Annotated in this window: 21 protein-coding genes and 1 pseudogene; 9 read left to right on the top strand and 13 right to left on the bottom strand. The window is 70.7% G+C overall.

The window, feature by feature from the left end; all coding sequences use genetic code 11:
• The first annotated feature begins 128 nt into the window (after nucleotides 1–128).
• From EAO73_RS32360 to EAO73_RS32340, 5 genes and pseudogenes are all read left to right on the top strand, one after another.
• Complete coding sequence (locus EAO73_RS32360; RefSeq protein WP_224756536.1) at nucleotides 129–518, top strand: hypothetical protein; 390 nt, start codon at nucleotides 129–131, stop codon at nucleotides 516–518.
• Nucleotides 515–2329 (top strand): alpha/beta hydrolase, encoded by a 1815-nt coding sequence (locus EAO73_RS32355; RefSeq protein ID WP_147975047.1) that lies wholly within the window; start codon nucleotides 515–517, stop codon nucleotides 2327–2329. The genes EAO73_RS32360 and EAO73_RS32355 overlap by 4 nt, the downstream gene beginning before the upstream one ends.
• A gap of 98 nt (nucleotides 2330–2427) precedes the next feature.
• Nucleotides 2428–2883, top strand: coding sequence for a hypothetical protein (locus EAO73_RS32350; protein ID WP_191134303.1), 456 nt, complete (start codon nucleotides 2428–2430; stop codon nucleotides 2881–2883).
• A 92-nt stretch (nucleotides 2884–2975) separates the two neighbouring features.
• Nucleotides 2976–4019: pseudogene (locus EAO73_RS32345) on the top strand (NlpC/P60 family protein).
• A gap of 240 nt (nucleotides 4020–4259) precedes the next feature.
• Nucleotides 4260–4991, top strand: coding sequence for a phosphatase PAP2 family protein (locus EAO73_RS32340; RefSeq protein ID WP_147975045.1), 732 nt, complete (start codon nucleotides 4260–4262; stop codon nucleotides 4989–4991).
• A 172-nt stretch (nucleotides 4992–5163) separates the two neighbouring features.
• On the opposite strand, the gene EAO73_RS36200 is transcribed toward EAO73_RS32340, so the two are convergent.
• Nucleotides 5164–5337 carry a hypothetical protein gene (locus tag EAO73_RS36200; protein WP_191134301.1) on the bottom strand — a complete coding sequence of 58 codons (174 nt, stop codon included), beginning with the start codon at nucleotides 5335–5337 and terminating at the stop codon, nucleotides 5164–5166.
• Nucleotides 5338–5517: 180 nt separating this feature from the next.
• Between EAO73_RS36200 and EAO73_RS32335 the strand changes: the two genes are divergently transcribed.
• A complete protein-coding gene (locus tag EAO73_RS32335; RefSeq protein WP_147975044.1) occupies nucleotides 5518–6378 on the top strand; it encodes a hypothetical protein in 861 nt (286 codons plus the stop codon).
• Between the two features lie 161 nt (nucleotides 6379–6539).
• On the top strand, nucleotides 6540–6734 hold the full coding sequence (locus EAO73_RS32330; RefSeq protein WP_147975043.1) for a hypothetical protein: 195 nt from the start codon (nucleotides 6540–6542) through the stop codon (nucleotides 6732–6734).
• A gap of 13 nt (nucleotides 6735–6747) precedes the next feature.
• On the opposite strand, the gene EAO73_RS32325 is transcribed toward EAO73_RS32330, so the two are convergent.
• Nucleotides 6748–7125, bottom strand: coding sequence for a metal-sensitive transcriptional regulator (locus tag EAO73_RS32325; RefSeq protein WP_147975042.1), 378 nt, complete (start codon nucleotides 7123–7125; stop codon nucleotides 6748–6750).
• A 200-nt stretch (nucleotides 7126–7325) separates the two neighbouring features.
• Here EAO73_RS32325 and EAO73_RS32320 point away from each other — a divergent pair, with 200 nt between their 5' ends.
• Nucleotides 7326–7946: a DUF47 domain-containing protein gene (locus tag EAO73_RS32320; protein WP_147975041.1), complete on the top strand. Its 621-nt coding sequence runs from the start codon at nucleotides 7326–7328 to the stop codon at nucleotides 7944–7946.
• 5 nt (nucleotides 7947–7951) lie between these two features.
• On the top strand, nucleotides 7952–8950 hold the full coding sequence (locus EAO73_RS32315) for an inorganic phosphate transporter (protein ID WP_147975040.1): 999 nt from the start codon (nucleotides 7952–7954) through the stop codon (nucleotides 8948–8950).
• Between the two features lie 119 nt (nucleotides 8951–9069).
• Here EAO73_RS32315 and pstB read toward each other — a convergent pair whose 3' ends face one another.
• The 11 genes from pstB to mshD all read right to left on the bottom strand — a co-directional run bounded on the left by pstB (nucleotide 9070) and on the right by mshD (nucleotide 20522).
• The gene (pstB, locus tag EAO73_RS32310) at nucleotides 9070–9846 is read right to left on the bottom strand and encodes a phosphate ABC transporter ATP-binding protein PstB (RefSeq protein WP_147975039.1); all 777 of its coding nucleotides are present in this window, start codon (nucleotides 9844–9846) and stop codon (nucleotides 9070–9072) included.
• A gap of 27 nt (nucleotides 9847–9873) precedes the next feature.
• Nucleotides 9874–10959: a phosphate ABC transporter permease PstA gene (gene pstA / locus EAO73_RS32305; protein ID WP_147975038.1), complete on the bottom strand. Its 1086-nt coding sequence runs from the start codon at nucleotides 10957–10959 to the stop codon at nucleotides 9874–9876.
• Nucleotides 10956–11942: a phosphate ABC transporter permease subunit PstC gene (gene pstC, locus EAO73_RS32300; RefSeq protein ID WP_147975037.1), complete on the bottom strand. Its 987-nt coding sequence runs from the start codon at nucleotides 11940–11942 to the stop codon at nucleotides 10956–10958. Before pstC ends, pstA begins: the two co-directional genes overlap by 4 nt.
• A gap of 141 nt (nucleotides 11943–12083) precedes the next feature.
• Nucleotides 12084–13217: a phosphate ABC transporter substrate-binding protein PstS gene (pstS, locus tag EAO73_RS32295; RefSeq protein ID WP_147975036.1), complete on the bottom strand. Its 1134-nt coding sequence runs from the start codon at nucleotides 13215–13217 to the stop codon at nucleotides 12084–12086.
• Between the two features lie 200 nt (nucleotides 13218–13417).
• Nucleotides 13418–13831 carry an NUDIX hydrolase gene (locus tag EAO73_RS32290; RefSeq protein ID WP_147975035.1) on the bottom strand — a complete coding sequence of 138 codons (414 nt, stop codon included), beginning with the start codon at nucleotides 13829–13831 and terminating at the stop codon, nucleotides 13418–13420.
• A complete protein-coding gene (locus EAO73_RS32285; RefSeq protein ID WP_147975034.1) occupies nucleotides 13828–14868 on the bottom strand; it encodes a CHAD domain-containing protein in 1041 nt (346 codons plus the stop codon). Before EAO73_RS32285 ends, EAO73_RS32290 begins: the two co-directional genes overlap by 4 nt.
• The gene (locus tag EAO73_RS32280) at nucleotides 14834–17089 is read right to left on the bottom strand and encodes an RNA degradosome polyphosphate kinase (RefSeq protein WP_147975033.1); all 2256 of its coding nucleotides are present in this window, start codon (nucleotides 17087–17089) and stop codon (nucleotides 14834–14836) included. Before EAO73_RS32280 ends, EAO73_RS32285 begins: the two co-directional genes overlap by 35 nt.
• A 252-nt stretch (nucleotides 17090–17341) precedes the next feature.
• On the bottom strand, nucleotides 17342–18292 hold the full coding sequence (locus EAO73_RS32275; RefSeq protein WP_147975032.1) for an ABC transporter permease: 951 nt from the start codon (nucleotides 18290–18292) through the stop codon (nucleotides 17342–17344).
• Nucleotides 18289–19179, bottom strand: a complete 891-nt coding sequence (locus tag EAO73_RS32270) for an ATP-binding cassette domain-containing protein (protein ID WP_147975031.1) — start codon at nucleotides 19177–19179, stop codon at nucleotides 18289–18291. The genes EAO73_RS32275 and EAO73_RS32270 overlap by 4 nt, the downstream gene beginning before the upstream one ends.
• Nucleotides 19176–19586 (bottom strand): GntR family transcriptional regulator, encoded by a 411-nt coding sequence (locus EAO73_RS32265; protein ID WP_147975030.1) that lies wholly within the window; start codon nucleotides 19584–19586, stop codon nucleotides 19176–19178. Before EAO73_RS32265 ends, EAO73_RS32270 begins: the two co-directional genes overlap by 4 nt.
• 90 nt (nucleotides 19587–19676) lie before the next feature.
• On the bottom strand, nucleotides 19677–20522 hold the full coding sequence (mshD, locus tag EAO73_RS32260; protein WP_224756564.1) for a mycothiol synthase: 846 nt from the start codon (nucleotides 20520–20522) through the stop codon (nucleotides 19677–19679).
• Between the last annotated feature and the right edge of the window lie 37 nt (nucleotides 20523–20559).

Below are 20559 nucleotides of genomic sequence, written 5' to 3'. Positions count from 1 at the left end.
GAGGCGTTGGCAGGTCCGGGGAGCGGGGTGATCCCCGCTCCCCGGCGTGCCGGTGTCCGGCGTGTCGCGGTTGCCGCGTTTGGCACAGTGCCGCTCCACGATCTTCACGATCAAGAACGGGGCGAACAGTGAGCGGTGCGCGGCTGAGACTGAGCGATCTTGCGGGTGGCGGGGGCGGGGGCGGCTCCGCCGCCGGGGAGGAGCTGCGGCACAGCGGCGGCGCGTGGCTGCGGGCCGCCGGGGGTGCGGAGGGAATGGGGGCCCATCTCGGCCCCGTGCGCACGGAACTGACGACGGCGCACGAGGGGCTGATCGCCGGCACCGCCGGTCTGAGCGCCCTGGCCGAGCTGGGCGCCGTCCAGGAGTCCTGGGTCCGGCGCTTCGAGACCGCCCGCCACGAGTGCGGGGCGCTGGCGGGGAACCTTCGCGCCGTGGCGCGGGCGCAGGGCGAGACCAATGAGTCCGTGCGGTCGTCCTTCTCGCCCGTCGCGCGCCGGACCCACGGGGTCGAGCGATGACGGCGCCGGCCGCCACGCTGACGTGGGCCCAGTTGCGCGACATCAAGTGCGCCGAGCTGGAGGGCGCGGCCGACGGCTGGGGCCGGGCGAGCAACCGGGCGGACGCCGGGCGGGACCGGATCGAGAAGCAGCTGCTGGCCGGTCTGCGCGAGAGCCAGCACGGTGCGGCGGCCGACGCGGCGGTCGGCCGGCTGCGGCGGATGGGCCGGAACCTGCAGTACGTCTACACCGAGTGCGGGCTGATCCGTACCGCGCTGAACAGCCTCGCGCACGAGATGCGGGTGCAGCAGACCGTGCTGCGGCGGGCGCTGGAGGATGCGGAGGCGCTGAAGTTCACGGTGCACGCGGACGGCTCGGTGACGTACCCCGCCGGGGGTGCGGGGCTGGTCGACGGGGCGCCGTTGCCGGGTGGCACGGCGCGGGTGACCACGGCGCCCGGCGTCTTCCCGGCGTCGGGGCTGGTCGCCCCGAACCCGAACGCGGCGAAGGCGCAGGACATCGCGGACCGGGTCGCGAAGGCGGTCCGCACGGCGTCCGAGATCGACTGGCGCTTCACCCGCGTGCTGCGCCGGCTCAAGGCGGAGGAGGGCCTGACGGTCCCGGACCGCACGTGGACCGACGCGGCGGGGGACGCGGCGGCGGTACGGGTGGCTGCGCGCGGGTACCTCAAGTCCCGTATCCCGCGTGACGCGACGCCGGCGGCGCGGCGGGAGTGGTGGGAGCACCTGACGGACGAACAGCGCGAGGAGTACCTCGCGGTGTACCCGGACCAGATCGGCAACCTGGACGGCATCCCGTCGCTGGTCCGCGACACGGCCAACCGCGACAACCTCCAGCTTCTGATCGGGAAGCTGGAGGGGCGGGACGACGAGACGTCGCAGGTGCGGTTGGCGGGGCTGCGCGAGATCGACCGCCAGCTGGCGGCGGGCGGCCAGGCCGGGGACCCGCGCATGTACTTGTTGGGCGTAGGGGACGAGGGGAACGGTCGGGCGATTGTTGCCTTCGGCAACCCAGACACGGCTAAAAACGTTGCTACATATGTCCCGGGTTTGAACACGTCGCTGGATTTGGAATTCGCAAAAGGTGACCTGAAGCGAGCTCGGGACACCGCCATCGGGGCTCGCTACCTGGACTCTTCGACTTCGACGGTTGCCTGGCTCGGTTACGACGCGCCGCAGACGCCGGATTGGCTAAACAGCCTTGATGTTGCCGGTGACGCGAGGGCTGAAAAGGGTGGGGAGTTGCTGAATGGATTCATGGGAGGAATCTCGGCAACAAATGACAATAGGGACCCCCATCTGACGGTGATCGGTCACTCGTACGGCTCTCGGACAGTGGGGGCTGCCACGCAGTTCGAAGGTGGGATTCCAGGTGCCGATGAAATCGTTCTGGTCGGCAGTCCTGGCGTCGGAGTCGACCATGCCAAGGATCTGGGTGTAGGTGCAGACCATGTATTCGTTGGTGCGGCAGAAAATGATGTTGTGACCAAGATTCCATCGAAGCAGCAGACGGTAATTGGTGCAATCGGGCTAGCCGTCGGTGGGCCTGTTGCTGGTGGCGCCCTCGGTGAAATCTCTGATCAAGGCGATGACGACTTGTGGTTTGGGCGCGATCCTGCCAGTAGGGCATTTGGTGCTCAGCGCTTCCAAGTGAATGAGGGGCCAAGGCTAGTCAGCGGCGGAGGCTTGTCTCTCGATGCGCATTCCGATTACTTCGTCTCTGATCCTAAACGAGACACGGTGTCGGCTCACAATATTGCCCTCGTGGTGGCCGGACGGGCGGATAAATTGAAGACCGAGGAGTATCGGTGATCCTTCGCAAAGCGAACCTAGCAGCGGTGATGATTTCGTGTGCTTTGGTTACTGCGTGCGCTGGTGGCGGAGTCGTGGGTGTAGACGGGATGTCAAGCATGAACATGCAGGACGCAGCGGAACGTGCAGACGGGTTGCTCGACGAAGTCTTCGCCGCGATTCAGCCTGCGGTGCAGTGGACGCACGGGCCAACAACCACAGGGAGTTGTGATGTGACTCGAAGGAGGGTTGTCATGACGGTGATCTCTGCAGAGCGGCGTGGAAGCTTTTTGGGCCTGGTTGATCGCTTCTGGCATAAGAGTCAATACAAGATCAAGGCTGTGAATAGAGATGCGGATGTGCCAGCGGTTTTCGCGGAGACGAAGGATGGCTTCGGAGTGAGTCTCATCGTCGGAGGCGAGGGGCAGGTGTTCTTTGAGGTTGATAGCCCATGTGTCCAAGAATCGGAGGTCGCTGGGCCAGCGTCCAAACCAAACGGGCCCAGCTATGCGGGTGCCGAGATCATCCCCAGGCCCAACGTCCGCGACCCGTTCTGGTCTGCCGGGGCGTCCTGAGCGTTGGGGATGGGGAGTGTGCGCCCCCCACTGACTCGTACGCACCGTCGAAAACACTGCCGAACCCGGGCTCGATGGGGGAAGGTTGACGGGTGCGCAGATTCTGGTGGGCCGTGGGGGGTGGCGTCGGGGCCGCCGTGTGTTTTGTGGCGTTGCTCGTCGTCGGTACGTACTCCGCCGCCGCCGGGCTCGCCGGTGGTGGTGGCGGGGGGGCCGTGGCCCTGGCCAAGGGCTTCTGCACCAGCCCCTGATACCTGGCCAAGGGGGCGGTGCCGGCCAGGTATCAGGGGCTGGTGCAGAAGTGGGGCAACCTCTGTTCCGCCATCAACCCGGCCCTGCTCGCCGCCCAGCTCTACCAGGAGAGCGGCTGGAACCCGCGCGCCGAGAGCTCCGCCGCCGCGCAGGGCATCGCGCAGTTCATCCCCGGGACCTGGGCCGGGCACGGCATCGACGGGGACGGGGACGGGGACCGGGACGTGTGGGATCCCGCCGACGCCATCCCCTCCGCCGCGTCCTACGACTGCGAGCTCGCCGGGTATGTGAAGAAGGTGCCCGGGGACGCCACGGACAACATGCTCGCCGCCTACAACGCGGGGGCGTACCGGGTGATCAGGGCGGGCGGTGTTCCGGACATCTCCGAGACCGAGAACTACGTCAAGATCATCCGGTCGCTGGAGAAGAGTTTCGCCCGGCCCGTCGGGCGGGTGCAGCCCTCCCAGCAGGCGGCCGGGGCCATCTACTTCGCGCAGAAGAAGCTCGGCACCAAGTACCTGTGGGGCGGCAACGGCACGCCCGAGCAGGGCGGGCGGTTCGACTGCTCGGGGCTGACGCAGGCCGCGTACCGCTCCGTGGACATCGAGCTGCCCCGCGTGGCGAACGACCAGTACAACGCCGGGCCGCACCCCTCGCGGGACGAACTGCTCCCCGGCGACCTGGTGTTCTTCTCCGACGATCTGACCAATTCGCGTGCCATTCATCACGTCGGCCTCTATGTCGGGGGCGGATACATGATCAACGCTCCGTACACTGGTGCGGTCATCCGGTTCGACAAGATCGATACGCCCGATTACTTCGGCGCCACTCGTGTGACCAAGGACGGGGCCGCGGCCCTGCCGACCGCGCGGCCCGCGGCCTGAAAGCCGTGTGCCGGTGGCCGGAACTCTCCGTGAAGCCTGGGCCCTGAGCTGCGACGATGTGTCACTCTTCGATAACGTCATGGTGATCATTCCGTGGAGAGTGGAACGTACACGCGGCGCCCGGCGTTCTCTGGTGGACGCATGAGTGATCGATGGGGACGAACCGAATACGGGGGTTCGTGAATCGCGGCGCACAGGGACGTGTGCCGCAGCAGCAGACAAGGCAAGGGGCCGCAGCAGATGGCTGGACTCGCACTGGATGGGTCGAACCCCGACGTCAGCCTGCTCTACGACATCAACGGGCTCGCCAAGTCCGCTCCCACCTGGTTCGACCGGGTGATGGAGTTCGTCGGCGAGTACGGGATCATGCTCGGCATGGTCCTCGTGGTCCTGTGGTGCTGGTGGAGCGTCCGCCGGCGCGGTACGGCCGAGGAGTCGGTGTCGGCGGTGGCCGGGCTCGTCTGGGCCCCGCTCGCGGCGGGCGTCGCATTGCTCATCAACATCCCGATCCGCGGATTCGTGGAGCGGCCGCGGCCGTTCAAGGACCACTCCGGCCTTGACGTCCTGGTCGACGGCAAGAACGACTTCTCGTTCGTCAGCGACCACGCCACGATGGCGATGGCGCTCGGCGTCGGGCTCTTCGTGGCCCACCGGAAGTTCGGCATCGCGGCCATCGGGCTCGCTCTGCTGGAGGGCTTCTGCCGGGTCTACATGGGGGTCCACTACCCGACCGACGTCATCGGCGGTTTCGCGCTCGGTACGGCCGTCGCGCTGCTCCTGGCCCCGCTGGCCATGATGATGCTGACGCCCCTGGTGGCGGCGGTGTCGCGGTCGCCCCGGCTCGGCCCGCTCGTCCGTTCGCGCCGGCCCCGGGCCGATGCCTCCGGGCGGGACGACGCACTGGGCATCCCGGAGCCCCGGCCCGGTTCGCGCGGCGGCGGCTCCGACGGCGAGAAGGGTCTCGCGGCCTGAGACCCGGCAGACCTGTGTGCCCCGGAAGCCCTCGGCCTCCGGGGCACCGGCGTTCCCGGGCCCGGCCCCGCAAGGGCCCCGGTCCCGCAAGGGCCCCGGTCCCGCAGGAGCCCCGGTCCCGCAGGTCATCGGACCTCCGGTGTGGGGGAGAGGGGGGGTGGAGGGCCGGTGCTCAGGCCGTGGTGCGGTGTTCCTCGGCGTCCGCGCGGGCACGGTCGCGGGACCGGCGGGCAGGACCGGACCAGCCGCAGGCGCAGCGGGCGGTGCAGAACGAGCCGCGTTCGACGGTGGTGGGTTCATGGGCGGGCCGGGCCGGCGGGACCTCGGCGGCGTGTTGGTCGTACACGCGACCACGGTACTGGCCGGGGCGGCCCGGCCGGGAGGGGTCACCCGGCGGGGAACGGGGCACGGCCGTCCCCCGCGCGGCGCCAATCGGGGCGCAGGACGTTACAGGCGACAGAGGTCGTCGTTATGCGAGGCGGGTGGGGCCTCGGGCAAGCGGTACGTCGTTGGGGGATGGCAGGCGATGGTGGTGCAGCAGCACAGGGCCAAGGGCGGGGCGCGCGCTGTGCGTGCGCTCGCCGTGATGGGTGTGATGGCGACGGCCGCCGGGTGCGCCGGGGGCGGTGGCGTCGACCGGGCGGCCGCCGCCGCGGACGCCCGGGACGGGGCCGTCGAGGTGGTGCGGCGGGCGGCGGCGGTGCTCGCCGGTGAGGGTGTCGCGAGCGCCGAGGTGAGCACGTCGATGGAGACGGCGGCCGGCGGCACCAGGGTCACGATCAGGGGCACGGGGGCGTACGACTTCCGCGCCGGGTCCGGCCGGCTGAAGGTCGTGCTGCCGCCGGACGCGGCGGGCGAGGAGGAGCACCGGCCGATCACGGAGCTGCTGGCCCCGGGCGCGCTGTACATGATGAACCGGGGCGCCGGGGTGCCCGCGGACAAGTGGGTGCGGATCGACACGACGGCGCTGGAGGACGGCAATCTGGTCACCGGCGGGGTGACCGACCCGATGGCCGCCGCCGAACTGCTGCGCGGCGCGGGGGCCGTGACGTACGTGGGCGAGACGGATGTGGCCGGGGTGGCCGTACGGCACTACCGGGGCACCGCGGACATCGGGCGGGCGGCGCGGCTGGCGGCGCCCGGTGCGCGGGCGTCGCTGGCGGCGGCGGCGAAAGGGTTCCGCAGCCGGGCCGTGCCGTTCGACGCGTATCTGGACGAGCAGGGCCGGCTGCGCAAGGTGCGCCACCGGTTCAGCTTCGCCAACGAGGGCCCGGCGGCGGAGGTCGTGTCGACGACGCTCCTGTACGGGTTCGGCGTGCCGGTCACCGTACGGCTGCCGGACGAGCGGGACATCTACACCGGTGAGATCGAGCAGGGGCGGGCGTGAGATGAATCGCACGGGCCCCGCGTCTCCCCGGGCGTACGACGGGACTTCGCGGACGCGCCCTAGCCCTCCGGTGGCGGCGAAATGGTCCGTCCGTGCCATGCGCGGCACGTATCGGGCTCTCTACCCTGGAAAGCCGGTGACGGCAGTGAGAGGTGAGTGACGTGGTGACGCTCGGCGCCCCGACCGTATCGGACCATGTGGCGCTCGCCGAGATCGAGCTGTGCGGGGAACTGATGATCGCGGCGTCGGCGGCGATCGGGGAACGGCTCAGCGCGGACCGTATCGACGAGGTGCTCGACGTGAAGGCGGGCACCGACCGCACCACCGTCCCCCGGCAGGGGCACCGCCAGGGCTGACGGGTGCGGGGGATCAGGTGCGCAGCAGGCGGGCGATGGCCTTGGTGGCCTCCTCGACCTTCGCGTCGATCTCGTCGCCGCCCTTGACGGCCGCGTCGGCGACGCAGTGGCGCAGGTGCTCCTCCAGGAGCTGGAGCGCGAAGGACTGGAGCGCCTTGGTGGACGCCGAGACCTGGGTGAGTATGTCGATGCAGTAGACGTCCTCGTCGACCATGCGCTGGAGGCCGCGGATCTGGCCCTCGATGCGGCGCAGGCGTTTGAGGTGCTCGGTCTTCTGGTGGTGGTAGCCGTGTATTCCGCGGTCGTGGTCGGTCACGATCGCTTCGACGGGGGCCGCGCCGGGCGCCGCCTCCGGTGCGTGCTGTGTCCCCGTGGCCTCGGTGGTCGTCATTGCTGCCTCCCGTTTTCCCTTTACCCTGCCGTTTGAATACCCCTGGTGGGTATATCCTAACGAATTCAGCTGAAACGTGACCGGGGTCCCGTGCTGATCACTGTGCCTGATGCGCGACACTGAAGAATGCCGGTTAGCCGTGGCCGGATGATGCGCCTAGCATCAGCCTGACCGAATCCAAAGCACCCCGAGGACCCCACGTGCGCTTTCGTCTGACCCCCAGGGAGACGAGCTTCTACGACATGTTCTCCGCATCCGCGGACAACATCGTCACGGGCTCGAAACTCCTGATGGAACTGCTCGGGGCGGATTCTGCCTCCCGAGTCGAGATCGCGGAGCGCATGCGGGCAGCGGAGCACGCGGGGGACGATGCCACCCACGCGATCTTCCACCAGCTGAACTCCTCCTTCATTACGCCGTTCGACCGCGAGGACATTTACAACCTCGCGTCGTCGCTCGACGACATCATGGACTTCATGGAGGAGGCCGTCGACCTGGTCGTGCTGTACCAGATCGAGAAGCTTCCCAAGGGTGTGGAGCAGCAGATCGAGGTGCTGGCGCGGGCGGCCGAGCTGACCGCCGAGGCTATGCCGGGTCTGCGCACCATGGACAACCTCACCGAGTACTGGATCGAGGTCAACCGTCTGGAGAACCAGGCCGACCAGATCCACCGCAAGCTGCTCGCCCACCTCTTCAACGGCAAGTACGACGCCATAGAGGTGCTGAAGCTGAAGCAGATCGTGGACGTGCTGGAAGAGGCTGCCGACGCGTTCGAGCACGTCGCGAACACGGTGGAGACCATCGCGGTCAAGGAGTCCTGAACCACGTGGACACCTTCGTACTGATCGTGACCATCGGCGTCGCGCTCGGCTTCACGTACACCAACGGCTTCCACGACTCGGCGAACGCCATCGCCACGTCGGTCTCCACCCGGGCACTGACCCCGCGTGCGGCGCTGGCGATGGCGGCGGTGATGAACCTCGCGGGCGCGTTCCTCGGCAGCGGGGTCGCCAAGACCGTCAGTGAGGGCCTGATCGCGACGCCCGAGGGCAACAAGGGGATGGGCATCCTCTTCGCGGCGCTGGTCGGGGCGGTCATCTGGAACCTTGTCACCTGGTACTTCGGCCTGCCCTCGTCGTCCTCGCACGCGCTGTTCGGCGGCATGGTCGGCGCGGCGCTGGCCGGCGGGACGATGGTGCACTGGGACGGGGTGCTCGACAAGATCGTCATTCCGATGTTCCTGTCGCCGGTGATCGGCCTGGTGGTCGGTTATCTGGTGATGGTCGCCATCATGTGGATGTTCCGGAAGGCCAACCCGCACAAGGCCAAGCGCGGTTTCCGCATCGCGCAGACGGTGTCGGCCGCGGGCATGGCGCTGGGTCACGGCCTCCAGGACGCGCAGAAGACGATGGGCATCGTGGTGATGGCGCTGGTCATCGCCGACGTGGAGTCCCCGAGCGACCCGATCCCGGTCTGGGTGAAGCTCGTCTGCGCGCTGATGCTGTCGCTCGGTACGTACGCGGGCGGCTGGCGCATCATGCGTACGCTCGGCCGGAAGATCATCGAGCTGGACCCGCCGCAGGGCTTCGCCGCCGAGACCACGGGTGCGTCGATCATGTTCGGCTCGGCGTTCCTCTTCCACGCGCCGATCTCGACCACGCACGTGATCACCTCGGCGATCATGGGTGTGGGCGCCACGAAGCGGGTGAACGCGGTGCGCTGGGGTGTCGCGAAGAACATCATCCTCGGCTGGTTCATCACGATGCCGGCGGCTGCGCTGGTCGCCGCCGGGAGCTACGGGGTTGTCTACCTGCTGTTCGGCTGACGCCGGCCGCTGTACGTGGGTCCGCCCCGCACTCCCTCGGGAGTGCGGGGCGGACCCTTCTCGCCTTGTGGTGGCACCGCCATGCAGCACCCCAAGGCCGTACGGGGGGCCGGGACGGATCAGCCGAAGCGGCCGGAGATGTAGTCCTCGGTGGCCTGGACCGACGGGTTGGAGAAGATGCGCTCCGTCTCGTCGATCTCGATGAGCTTGCCGGGCTTGCCGACCGCCGCCAGGTTGAAGAACGCGGTGCGGTCCGAGACGCGGGCCGCCTGCTGCATGTTGTGCGTCACGATGACGATCGTGAACCGCTCCTTCAGCTCCCCGACCAGGTCCTCGATGGCGAGGGTGGAGATCGGGTCGAGGGCGGAGCACGGCTCGTCCATCAGCAGCACGTCCGGCTCGACCGCGATGGCGCGCGCGATGCACAGGCGCTGCTGCTGGCCGCCGGAGAGGCCGGAGCCGGGCTTGTTCAGCCGGTCCTTGACCTCGTTCCAGAGGTTCGCGCCGCGCAGCGACTTCTCGACGATGTCGTTCAGCGCGCTCTTGCGGTACGAGCCGTTGAGGCGCAGGCCCGCCGCCACGTTGTCGAAGATCGACATGGTGGGGAACGGGTTCGGGCGCTGGAAGACCATGCCGACCGTGCGGCGCACGGTGACCGGGTCGACGTTGGTGCCGTACAGGTTCTCGTCGTCCAGGAGCACCTTGCCCTCGACGCGGCCGCCGGGGGTGACCTCGTGCATCCGGTTCAGGGTGCGCAGGAAGGTGGACTTGCCGCAGCCGGAGGGGCCGATGAAGGCCGTCACCGAGCGGGGTTCCACGGTCATGGAGATGTCGTCGATCGCCTTGTGGCTGCCGTAGTAGGCCGACAGTCCGCTGACGTCAATGCGCTTGGCCATCTGAATCACTGCTGCTTTCCGGCGGGCCTAGCGCCCGGCCTTGGGGGCCTTCCAGCGGGCGATGCCGCGGGCCACCAGATTGAGGATCATGACGAAGGCGATCAGGACCAGGGCCGCTGCCCAGGCGCGGTCGTAGGACGCGGCCTCACCGATCTTGTACTGCTCGTAGATGTAGAACGGCAGTGACGACTGGGCGCCTTCGAAGGGGTTGGTGTTGATCAGCTGACTGCCGAAGACCAGCAGGATGATCGGCGCGGTCTCGCCGGCGATGCGGGCGACGGCGAGCATGACGCCCGTCGCGATGCCGCCGATCGCGGTCGGCAGGACCACCTTCAGGATGGTGCGCCACTTCGGGATGCCGAGGGCGAGCGATGCCTCGCGCAGCTCGTTCGGTACGAGCTTGAGCATCTCCTCGGTGGAGCGGACCACGACCGGGATCATCAGGATGGTCAGGGCGAGCGCGCCCATCAGGCCCGACGGCTCCAGTCCCGCGATCAGCATGATCGAGAGGATGAAGAGGCCGGCCACGATGGACGGGATGCCGGTCATCACGTCGACGAAGAAGGTGACGGACCTGGCCAGCGCGCCCTTGCCGTACTCCACCAGGTAGACGGCGGTGAGCAGGCCGAGCGGGGCGGAGATCAGGGTGGCGATGCCGACCTGTTCCAGGGTGCCGATCAGCGCGTGGTAGACACCGCCGCTGGCCTCGGGGCCGAGGACGCCGGCCATGGAGTGGGTCAGGAAGTAGCCGTCCAGGCGCTCCGAGCCGCGGCTGATGGTGGTCCAGAGCAGCGAGGCGAGCGGGACGACGGCGAGCAGGAAGCAGACCCACACCAGGCTGGTGGCGAGGCGGTCCCTGGCCTGGCGCTGGTTCTCGACGACGCTGGTGGTGACGTACGAGATCACCAGGAAGAACAGCGCGGAGACCAGGCCCCACTGCACACGGCTCTGCCAGCCGGCGGCGAGGCTCAGGCCGACGCCCAGGGCGATCGCGGCGACGGCGAAGCCGAGCGGGGCGAGGCGGGGCAGCGAGCGGCTGCTGAGGGTGCCCGTCGGCGCGGACGGTGCGGGCGTCGGGCGTTCCTGGACGCCGGTGGTGGTCGCGTGGCTCATGCGTTGGCCCCCGAGTACTCCTTGCGGCGGGCGATGATGAGCCGCGCGGCGCCGTTGACCAGCAGGGTGAGGACGAAGAGGACCAGGCCGGAGGCGATCAGGGCGTCCCGCCCGAACGCGTCGGCCTCGCCGAACTTCGCGGCGATGTTCTGGGCGAACGTCCCGCCGCCCGGGTTGAGCACGTGCAGCGAGATCAGGAAGTTCGGCGACAGGACCGTGGCGACGGCCATGGTCTCGCCGAGCGCGCGGCCGAGGCCCAGCATCGAGGCGGAGATCACGCCGGAGCGGCCGAAGGGCAGCACCGAGAGGCGGATGACCTCCCAGCGCGTCGCGCCGAGGGCGAGTGCGGCCTCCTCGTTCATCCGGGGGACCTGGAGGAAGACCTCGCGGCTGACGCTGGTCACGATCGGCAGGATCATGACCGCGAGCAGGATGCCGACGGTGAACAGCGAGCGGGCGACGCCGATCTCGGTCTTCTCGAAGACGTAGGTCCAGCCGAAGAACTGGTCGAGCCAGAGGTTCAGCCCCTCCAGGTACGGCACGAGGACGAGGGCGCCCCAGATGCCGTAGACGATGCTGGGGACCGCGGCGAGCAGGTCGATGACGTACGCGATGACGCCGGCCAGCTTGCGCGGGGCGTAGTGCGAGATGAACAGGGCGATGCCGACGGCGACCGGGACCGCGATGACCATCGCGATGACGGAGCTGACGACGGTCCCGAAGAGCAGGACGGCGATGCCGAAGACGGGCGGGTCACCGGCCGGGTTCCAGTCGAAGGTGGTGAGGAAGTTGCCCTCGTCCTTGGAGATGGCGATCGCGGCGCGGTAGGTGAGGAACACGGCGATGGACGCCATGATCACCAGGAGCAGGATGCCGGAGCCGCGGGAGAGGCCGAGGAAGATGCGGTCGCCTGCGCGGCCCGTGGACCGGGGGCGGATTCGCCCGGCCGGTGGGGTCGGTATCTGTTGTGTGGTGGAAGCCATGGTCTTTCCGGTCTGTGTGGGGGAGCCGGGGCTCCCCTGGCGGCGGTGCACCGGAGGGGCTGGGGGCGGGCCGGTCCGGAGGGGTGTTCCGGACCGGCCGCCGGTTGCGTCGTGTGTCGCTGGTCGGGCGTGTGTCGCTGGTTACGAGAGGCCGGCGACGGTCTCGCGGACCTTGGCGTTGATCTCCTCGGGGATCGGCGCGTAGCCGGCCTCGGTGAGGAGCTTCTGGCCGTCCGCCGAGGCGGTGTAGGTCAGGAAGGACTTGACGGTGCCGAGGGTGTCGGCCTTGTTGCCGGTGTCGCAGACGACCTCGTACGTGACCAGGACCAGCGGGTAGGCGCCGTCGGCCTTGGTGGTGTAGTCGAGGTCGAGCGCCAGGTCCTTGCCGGTGCCCTTGACCTTGGCGGCGGCGATGGCCTTGGAGGCGTTCTCGGAGGACGCCTTGACCGGGGCGGAGCCGCCGGTGTCGATGTCGACCGTGGAGATCTGCTGCGAGGTGGCGTAGGACAGCTCGAAGTAGCCGATGGCGCCGTCGACCTGCTTGACCTGGGTGGCGACGCCGGAGGAGCCGGACGCGGCCTGGCCGCCGGGGGCGGGCCACTTCTTCTCGGCCTCGTACTTCCAGTCGGACGGGGCCGCGGCGCCCAGGTACTTGCCGAGGTTCTGCGTGGTGCCGGAGTCCTCGGAGCGGTGGAAGGGCTGGATCGCCTTGTCCGGGAGCTTGGCGTCGGGGTTGAGCTTGGCGATCGCCTCGTCGTTCCACTTCTTGATCTTCGTGTCGAAGATCTTGGCGAGGGTCGGGGCGTCCAGGGTCAGGCTGTCGACGCCTTCGAGGTGGAAGCCGACCGCGATCGGGCCGCCGACCATCGGGAGGTTGATGCCCTGGCCGGTCTTGCAGATCTTCTTGGAGTCGGCGACCTCCTCGGGCTTCAGCGCCGAGTCGGAGCCGGCGAAGCCGACGGTGCCCTGGTTGAAGGCGACGATGCCCTCGCCGGACGAGGAGGAGTTGTAGTTGATCTCCACGCCGGAGCAGGCGGCCATGTACTCCTTGACCCAGAGGTCCATGGCGTTCTTCTGCGCGCTGGAGCCGGAGGCGCGCAGCTGGCCCTTGGCACCGTCGCACTTGACGTTGGACGCGGCCTTCGTCTTGCCGCCGGTGGCGGAGGTGTCGCCGCTGTTGTCGTCCGAACCGCACGCCGTGAGGACCAGGGCGCCGGAGACGGCGAGGGCACCGAGCGCGGTGGCACGAAGCCGGTTCTTGCGCTGAAGCTTCACTTTCGGGTGTTCCTTCCAGGAGCCGCCGCGGCTGCTGTTGCGGGCGGCGTGCGACGCGGGTGGTGCAGTGGCTGATCGCTGCACCCGGTAGGTCTGAAATTAGGCAGATCAGGTGACGTGGTTTACGGGGGTGGGTGAACGGGGGGTGAACCGTGCGGGGCCCTTGGGGTGCCGTGGAGGCCGGGGGTGCCGGGGCGGGCCTAGGCCTCCGGCAGCGTCCCCACCGCGGCGTCCAGGACCTCGCGGTCGCGCGGCTGGGTCAGGCGGGCGCGGGCGGCCGTCGGCGGGAGCCACAGCACCGCGTCGACCTCGTCGTTCGGGGTGAAGGAGCCCGTCGTGGCCTCGGCGGACCAGTACGTGACCTCCTTCGGGCGGCCGTGCGCGTCGTACCGGACCATGGGCAGCACGGGGCCCGGCACACAGTGGTGGCCCGTCTCCTCCAGGACCTCGCGGACCGCCGCCTCCCGCAGGGACTCGCCGCGCTTCAGCTTGCCCTTGGGGAACGACCAGTCGTCGTAACGCGGCCGGTGCACGAGGCACAGCTCCACGCCCCCGGCGGACGCGGGCGGCCGGCGCCACAGCACGCAGCCCGCCGCCCGCACCGTGCCGCTCACGGCCGGGCCGCGCCCGTCGTCGCGTACGGCCAGCTCGCGCGGAAGACGGCGCGCGCCGCCTCCACCTCGTGGCGCTGGTCGGCGTGCAGCACACCGAGGGCGTACGCCGTCGCCGGCGCGATCCTCGGGGTGCGGGCGGCCGTGGCGGCCGCGCCGGCCGCCTCCGCCGCGTCCCGGTGCAGATCGAGGGCGTGGACCGGGGCGGCCAGGACCGGGTCGGGGGCGCCGTGCACCACCTCGTGGGCGTACCGGTGCAGCCGCAGCAGCAGCCGGGCCTGGTGCCAGGGCGCGTCGCGCGCCTCGTTGTACGGCTCCGCCGCCTCGTCCGGGGGCAGCGCGGCCACCGCACCGAGCAGCCGCTGCTCCGCCCGGTCCGCGGGCTCGCCCAGCAGTTCGCGGGCGGGGCCGGTGGCGGCGGGGGCGAGCGGGACCTCGGAGGCGAGCAGCGCGACCGCGTCGGCCACCGCGTGGAAGCGGGCGGAGCCGAGGGCCTGGAGCGCGGCGGAGTGGGCGCGGGTCCGGGCGAGGGTCAGCTGCCGTTCCAGCAGCGCGCCGGCGCGGGCGGCGCCGACGCCGAGGACGGGGCGGCTCTTGTCGGCGGAGTCCCCGGAGGTGCGGGCGGCCGGGAGCACGGGGTCGCCGGACAGGCCGTGCAGCGCTTCGAGGAGCCGGGCCAGCCGGTCCGCGTACGCGTGCTCGCGGGCCAGCGTGCCGGACAGCCAGGTCAGCTCGGTGCGCAGCTGCTCGGCCCAGAGCGGGTCGAGCGCGGTGCGGAAGGTGCGCAGGGCGGAGCCGATCCGGCGGGAGGAGCGGCGCAGCGCGGTGGCGGCCTGGTCGGCGGCGCGGGAGCCGGCGTCCGTGGGGGCGGTGTTCTCGCGGTGCAGGCGCAGGCTCCGCAGGAAGTCCGCGGCCTGGGTGCGCAGGTACGGGCCGAGTACCGTCCCCGCGCTCACGCCGGTGATGCCGGGGGCGTGGGCCGGGGCGGTGGTCCGGGTCGGGTGGTCAGGGCGTCGCACGCCGGCGCCTCCGGGCGTCAATGAGCATTTCCTGTACGTGCCGCAGGGGCCGGCCGTCCGCGTCCACGGAGTGCCGGGTCCACTCGCCGTCGGGGCCCAGGTGCCAGGAGGAGGTGGTGTCGGCCATGCCGGTCTCCAGGAGGCGGCTGAGCGCGGCGCGGTGGGCGGGGTCGGTGACCCGGACCAGGGCCTCGATGCGGCGGTCGAGGTTGCGGTGCATCATGTCGGCGCTGCCGAACCAGACCTCGGGTTCGCCGCCGTTGCCGAAGGCGAAGACCCGGGAGTGTTCGAGGAAGCGGCCGAGGACCGAGCGGACCCGGACGTTCTCGGAGAGGCCGGTGACGCCGGGCCGGATCGCGCAGATGCCGCGGACCCAGATGTCGACCGGGACGCCGGCCTGCGAGGCCCGGTAGCAGGCGTCGATGATCGCCTCGTCGACCATCGAGTTGACCTTGATCCGTACGTAGGCGGGGCGGCCGGCCCGGTGGTGCGTCACCTCCTTGGTGATGCGGGCGGCCAGGCCGTCGCGCAGCGACTTGGGGGCGACGAGCAGGCGGCGGTAGGTCTCGCGGCGGGAGTAGCCGGAGAGCCGGTTGAAGAGGTCGGAGAGGTCGGCGCCGACCTGGGGGTCTGCGGTGAGCAGGCCCAGGTCCTCGTAGAGCCGGGCGGTCTTCGGGTGGTAGTTGCCGGTGCCGACGTGCGAGTAGCGGCGCAGGGTGTCGCCCTCCTGGCGGACGACGAGGGAGAGCTTGCAGTGCGTCTTCAGGCCGACGAGCCCGTAGACGACGTGGCAGCCCGCCTCCTCCAGCTTGCGCGCCCACTTGATGTTGGCCTGCTCGTCGAAGCGGGCCTTGATCTCGACGAGGACGAGGACCTGCTTGCCGGACTCGGCGGCGTCGATGAGGGCGTCCACTATCGGTGAGTCGCCGGAGGTCCGGTACAGCGTCTGCTTGATCGCGAGGACGTCCGGGTCGCCGGCCGCCTGCTCCAGGAAGGCCTGGACGGAGGTGGAGAAGGAGTCGTACGGGTGGTGCAGCAGCACGTCCCGCTCGCGTACGGCGGCGAAGATGTCCGGCGCGGACGCGGACTCCACCTCGGCGAGGTCGCGGTGGGTGCCGGCGATGAACTTGGGGTACTTCAGCTCGGGCCGGTCCAGCGACGCTATGCCGAAGAGGCCGGTGAGGTCGAGCGGGCCCGGCAGCGGGTAGACCTCGGCGTCGGACACCTTCAGCTCGCGGACCAGCAGGTCCAGCACGTACGGGTCGATGGACTCCTCGACCTCCAGGCGGACCGGCGGGCCGAAGCGGCGCCGCATGAGCTCCTTCTCCAGGGCCTGGAGGAGGTTCTCGGCGTCGTCCTCCTCGACCTCCAGGTCCTCGTTCCTGGTGACCCGGAACATGTGGTGCGCCAGCACCTCCATGCCCGGGAACAGCTCCTCCAGGTGGGCCGCGATGACGTCCTCTATGGGGACGTAGCGCTGCGGCGACGCCTCCAGGAAGCGGGTCAGCAGCGGGGGCACCTTGACCCGGGCGAAGTGGCGGTGGCCGCTGACCGGGTTGCGTACGACGACGGCGAGGTTGAGCGAGAGGCCGGAGATGTACGGGAAGGGGTGCGCCGGGTCCACGGCGAGGGGGGTGAGGACGGGGAAGACGCGCTGGCGGAAGAAGGTGAACAGGCGGGCCTGTTCCTTCTCGGTCAGCTCCGGCCAGCGGATCAGCTGGATGCCCTCGTCGGACAGGGCGGGGGCGACGTCCTGCTGGTAGCAGGCGGCGTGCCGGGCCATGAGTTCGCGTGAGCGGGTCCAGATCAGGTCCAGCACCTCGCGGGGCTGGAGGCCGGACGCGGACCGGGTGGCGACCCCGGTCGCGATGCGGCGCTTGAGGCCGGCGACCCGGACCATGAAGAACTCGTCCAGGTTCGAGGCGAAGATCGCCAGGAAGTTGGCCCGCTCCAGCAGGGGTGTGGTGGGGTCCTCGGCGAGTTCCAGCACCCGTTCGTTGAACGCCAGCCAGCTGCGTTCCCGGTCCAGGAAGCGGCCCTGAGGCAGCTCGTCCCCGTCCACGTCGGGCTCGTACGCGTCGGCGTCCGCGTCGATGTCGGGATCGAGATCCGCCGCGGTGGACAGACCCGCCTCCCGCGAGGAGGGGGAGGCGACGGCATGCGGCCGGTGTGCGGCGAGGGCGCCGACGGACGGCTGGGCGGCGGGCTGGACCGGGACCTCGGAGCTGGGCTGCTGGCTCATGAGCCCATTGTTCCGCCCGGAGCGCTCCGGGGGCGCGTCGGAGGAGGACGAGATCGCGGGGAGGGCGCGGTCGGGGCGCATTCTGCCGGGATTTCGCCCGTTGCGGGGGGTCGGCACAGCTGGCTGCATCCTGCGAGGGTCGCAAGGCCGTCTGAATGCCCGGTTACGACGACATGACGTGCGGGAAGCGGTGGGTGGCCGTGTGTGGCGGTCCCGCCCGGGGCCGGGGCCCCGGACGGGTTTGGAAACGCCTCAGGCGTGGTAGCGGCGCAGCACCCGGAAGGCGACGGCGGTGGCGGCTGCGGCGAGGACGAGGAGGATGCCGGTCTCCATGAGCTGGAGGGGCCAGAAATGGGAGGCCTGGTGGTAGTCGACGAAGCTGGTGACCCCGCCCTGGTCCTTCAGGCAGTCCGGACCCGCGGTGCCCCTGGCGAAGCAGTCCTTCCAGTACAGCTCCTTGCCCGAGGCGGTGAGCATGCCCGATTCGATGGGCCACGCGTTGCCGCTGGGCCACGGGTTGTGGCCGAGGCCCCGGGTGGTGGGCCAGAGCTCGTAGCGCCGCTTGCCGAAGCCGTACATGACCGTGCCCAGGACCACGGCCGTGAGGGCCATGGCCGGGAGTGTGCGGCGTACGAGGACGGCGCACAGCGCTCCGAGGGCCACGGCGAACAGGGCGTAGGCGAGGGCGACCGGGCCGAGGGCGGGGTAGACGCCGCTCCGGGACCAGTGGAGTTCGTAGGGGGTGTCACCGAGGACGCCCGACCGGCCCCACCGGTAGACGAGCACCAGCACGGTCACGCCGGCGGTCGCCAGGACGGCCGGCAGGGCGAGCCGTGCCGCGAGCCAGCGGGCGGGCGAGACCGACTGGGCCCAGGCGAAGCGGACTGTGCCGCTCTCCAGTTCACGGGCGATCAGCGGGCCCGCGACGAATACCCCGATGAGCACGGAGAGCACCAGGAGGGCGGTCCCCCCGCCCGACAGGTAGGTCTGGGTCGCGCTGCGGGCGTAGGTGGGCAGATAGGTGCCGTCGCCGCAGCGCGTGGTGTCGCCGTCCGGGCAGTTCTCGTGCCCGGAGGCGACCCAGATCCGCAGTCCGATCACGAAGGCGATGCCCAGGACCACGAGTATGCCGCCCGCCCACAGGGAGCGGCGCTGCATGCGTGCGACGACGCGCGCCGGGGCGCGCAGGGCGAGCGCGCTCATGCCGCCACCGCCTGACGGGTCGTCGTGCTCGGGGTGAGCAGCGTGGGGGCCTCCGGGGAGCGGAGGTGGGCCAGCAGCAGTTCCTCCAGGGAGGGTTCGGCCCGGTCCCAGACCGGGTCGACCGCGCCCTCCGGGCGGACCAGCGCGGTCAGGGTGCGACCCGTGGTGCGGGATTCGACCACCGTGTGCGGGGCCAGGTCGCGGACCGGGCCCGTGAGGACGGCGTGGGCGGCGATGAGGTCGTCCGTCTCGCCGCCGAGGCGGACGCGGCCGCCGTCGACGAGGAGCAGGTGGTCGCAGGCGCCCTCCAGTTCGCCGAGGATGTGCGAGGACATCACGATGGTGGTCCGGTGCTCGGCGGCCTCGGCCATCAGGACGCCCATGAGCTGGTGGCGGGCGAGCGGGTCGAGGTCGGCCATCGGCTCGTCGAGCAGCAGGAGTTCGGCCCGCTTGCCGAGCGCGAGGGCCAGGGCGAGGCGGGTGCGCTGCCCGCCGGACAGCTCGCGGACCTTCGCGTCGGACGGCAGCGGTCCGGCGATGCGTTCGGCGGCGTCCCGGTCCCAGCTGCCGGGGTTCAGTTCGGCCCCCGCCCACAGCGTCCCGGCGACCGTCAGCCCCGGGTACAGCGGCTTGTCCTGGGCCACGTACGCCATTCGGGCACGGGTCTCGCCGGGCGCCGAGCCCAGGACCCGGATCGTGCCCTCGGCCGGCCGCAGGAGGCCCGCCGCCAGGGCGAGCAGGGTGGACTTGCCGGCGCCGTTGGGGCCGACGAGCGCGCAGACCGCGCCGGCCGGGAGCCGGAACGCGCAGTCGCGCAGCGCCCAGCCGCCCCGCCTGCTCCGGTATCTCATGCCGAGGCCGTCGGCCTCCAGCGCTGTTCCTGTCATCGGTCCTGGTCCCCCTCGAAGGTGCTGTCCAGTACGGCGGTGAAGAGCGCGCTCACGTCGTCCCGGTCCAGACCGGCGGCCCGTGCCCGGCCCGCCCAGCCGGCCAGTTCGGCGCGCAGCGGGGAGTCGTCGGCGGCCGCCGCGCCGCCGAGCGTCCCGGTGACGAAGGTGCCGAGGCCGCGACGGCCCTCGACGAGCCCTTCGCGTTCCAGCTCGCGGTACGCCTTGAGCACGGTGTTCGGGTTGATCGCGGTCGCCTCCACCACCTCCCGGGCGGTGGGCAGCCGGTCACCCGGCTCCAACAGGCCCAGGCGCAGGGCCTGTTTGGTCTGCTGGACGATCTGGAGATACGTGGCGACGCCGCTGCGCCGGTCGATGCGGAACTCGACTGCCGCGGACTCTGCCATCTTCACCCTTTCACTAATTGAGTAGTGAAAGGGTGACGTAAGGAAGGGGCGGCGTCAAGCGACGCCGCCCCGGGCCGGGTTGAGGGGAGGTCAGGACTCCGTGCGGTACATCAGGTCGACCTCGTGCGTCACGAAGCCCATCCGCTCGTACACGGCGAGGGCGGCCGGGTTGTCCGCGTCGACGTAGAGCATCGCGGTCGGCAGGCCCTCGGCGGCCAGATGGCGCAGGCCGATCGCGGTGAGGGCCTTGCCGAGCCCGCCGCCCTGGGCGTCGGGCCGGATGCCGACCACGTACACCTCGCCGAGTTGTTCATCGGCGTGCACCTTCGTCCAGTGGAAGCCGATCAGCTCCGTGCTGCCCGCGCCGTCCTCGCGCTCGGCCAGGAAGAAGCCCTTCGGGTCGAACCAGGGCTCGGCCTTTCGGTCGTCCAGGTCGCGCTGGGTCAGCGACCCCTGCTCGGGGTGGTGGGCGAAGGCCGCGCTGTTCACCGCGAGCCAGGCGGCGTCGTCCTCGCCCGGGACGAAGGTGCGCACGGTGACGCCCGGGGGAAGGGCCGGCTCCGCGAGGTTCAGGGGGCTCAACGGGCGGCGCAGCTGGCGCAGTTCACGGAACAGGGAGAGGCCGAGCACCTGGGCGAGGTGGCGCGCGGCGGCCTTCCCGCCGTGCGCCCAGACCCGCAGCCGCTTCCCGGTGGCGGCGAGCAGTGCGGCCCCGAGCGCGCGGCCGTGTCCGTGGCCCCGGTGCGCGGGGTGGACGACCAGCTCGGCGGCCGGTGCCTCCACGGGGTCGGTGTCCTCCAGCTGCGCGTACCCGGCGAGCACGCCCCCGGCGGACAGCAGGAAGTGCCGTACGCCCTCCCGCTCCCCGCCCCGCAGCTGGAGGACACCGACCCCGTGGAGGCACCGGCCGCCGAGCTGGTCGTCCACCCCGCGCACCGGGGCCACGGACACGGCCGCGCGCTCGGGGCCGCAC

This window comes from Streptomyces sp. col6 (assembly GCF_008042035.1).
Classification (GTDB): Bacteria; Actinomycetota; Actinomycetes; order Streptomycetales; family Streptomycetaceae; genus Streptomyces.
Note: the sequence above shows the minus strand (reverse complement) of the source record. Positions and strands in the feature narration are given on the sequence as shown.

What these genes read in the sequence shown, in the direction of transcription:
- pstB (WP_147975039.1), bottom strand. Translation starts at nt 9,846, where the DNA reads ATGGCCAAGCGCATTGACGTCAGCGGACTGTCGGCCTACTACGGCAGC.
- EAO73_RS32280 (WP_147975033.1), bottom strand. Translation starts at nt 17,089, where the DNA reads ATGAGCCAGCAGCCCAGCTCCGAGGTCCCGGTCCAGCCCGCCGCCCAG.
- EAO73_RS32270 (WP_147975031.1), bottom strand. Translation starts at nt 19,179, where the DNA reads ATGACAGGAACAGCGCTGGAGGCCGACGGCCTCGGCATGAGATACCGG.
- pstC (WP_147975037.1), bottom strand. Translation starts at nt 11,942, where the DNA reads ATGGCTTCCACCACACAACAGATACCGACCCCACCGGCCGGGCGAATC.
- EAO73_RS32265 (WP_147975030.1), bottom strand. Translation starts at nt 19,586, where the DNA reads ATGGCAGAGTCCGCGGCAGTCGAGTTCCGCATCGACCGGCGCAGCGGC.
- EAO73_RS32325 (WP_147975042.1), bottom strand. Translation starts at nt 7,125, where the DNA reads ATGACGACCACCGAGGCCACGGGGACACAGCACGCACCGGAGGCGGCG.
- EAO73_RS32335 (WP_147975044.1), top strand. Translation starts at nt 5,518, where the DNA reads ATGGTGGTGCAGCAGCACAGGGCCAAGGGCGGGGCGCGCGCTGTGCGT.
- EAO73_RS32275 (WP_147975032.1), bottom strand. Translation starts at nt 18,292, where the DNA reads ATGAGCGCGCTCGCCCTGCGCGCCCCGGCGCGCGTCGTCGCACGCATG.
- EAO73_RS32355 (WP_147975047.1), top strand. Translation starts at nt 515, where the DNA reads ATGACGGCGCCGGCCGCCACGCTGACGTGGGCCCAGTTGCGCGACATC.
- pstA (WP_147975038.1), bottom strand. Translation starts at nt 10,959, where the DNA reads ATGAGCCACGCGACCACCACCGGCGTCCAGGAACGCCCGACGCCCGCA.
- EAO73_RS32350 (WP_191134303.1), top strand. Translation starts at nt 2,428, where the DNA reads ATGAACATGCAGGACGCAGCGGAACGTGCAGACGGGTTGCTCGACGAA.
- EAO73_RS32340 (WP_147975045.1), top strand. Translation starts at nt 4,260, where the DNA reads ATGGCTGGACTCGCACTGGATGGGTCGAACCCCGACGTCAGCCTGCTC.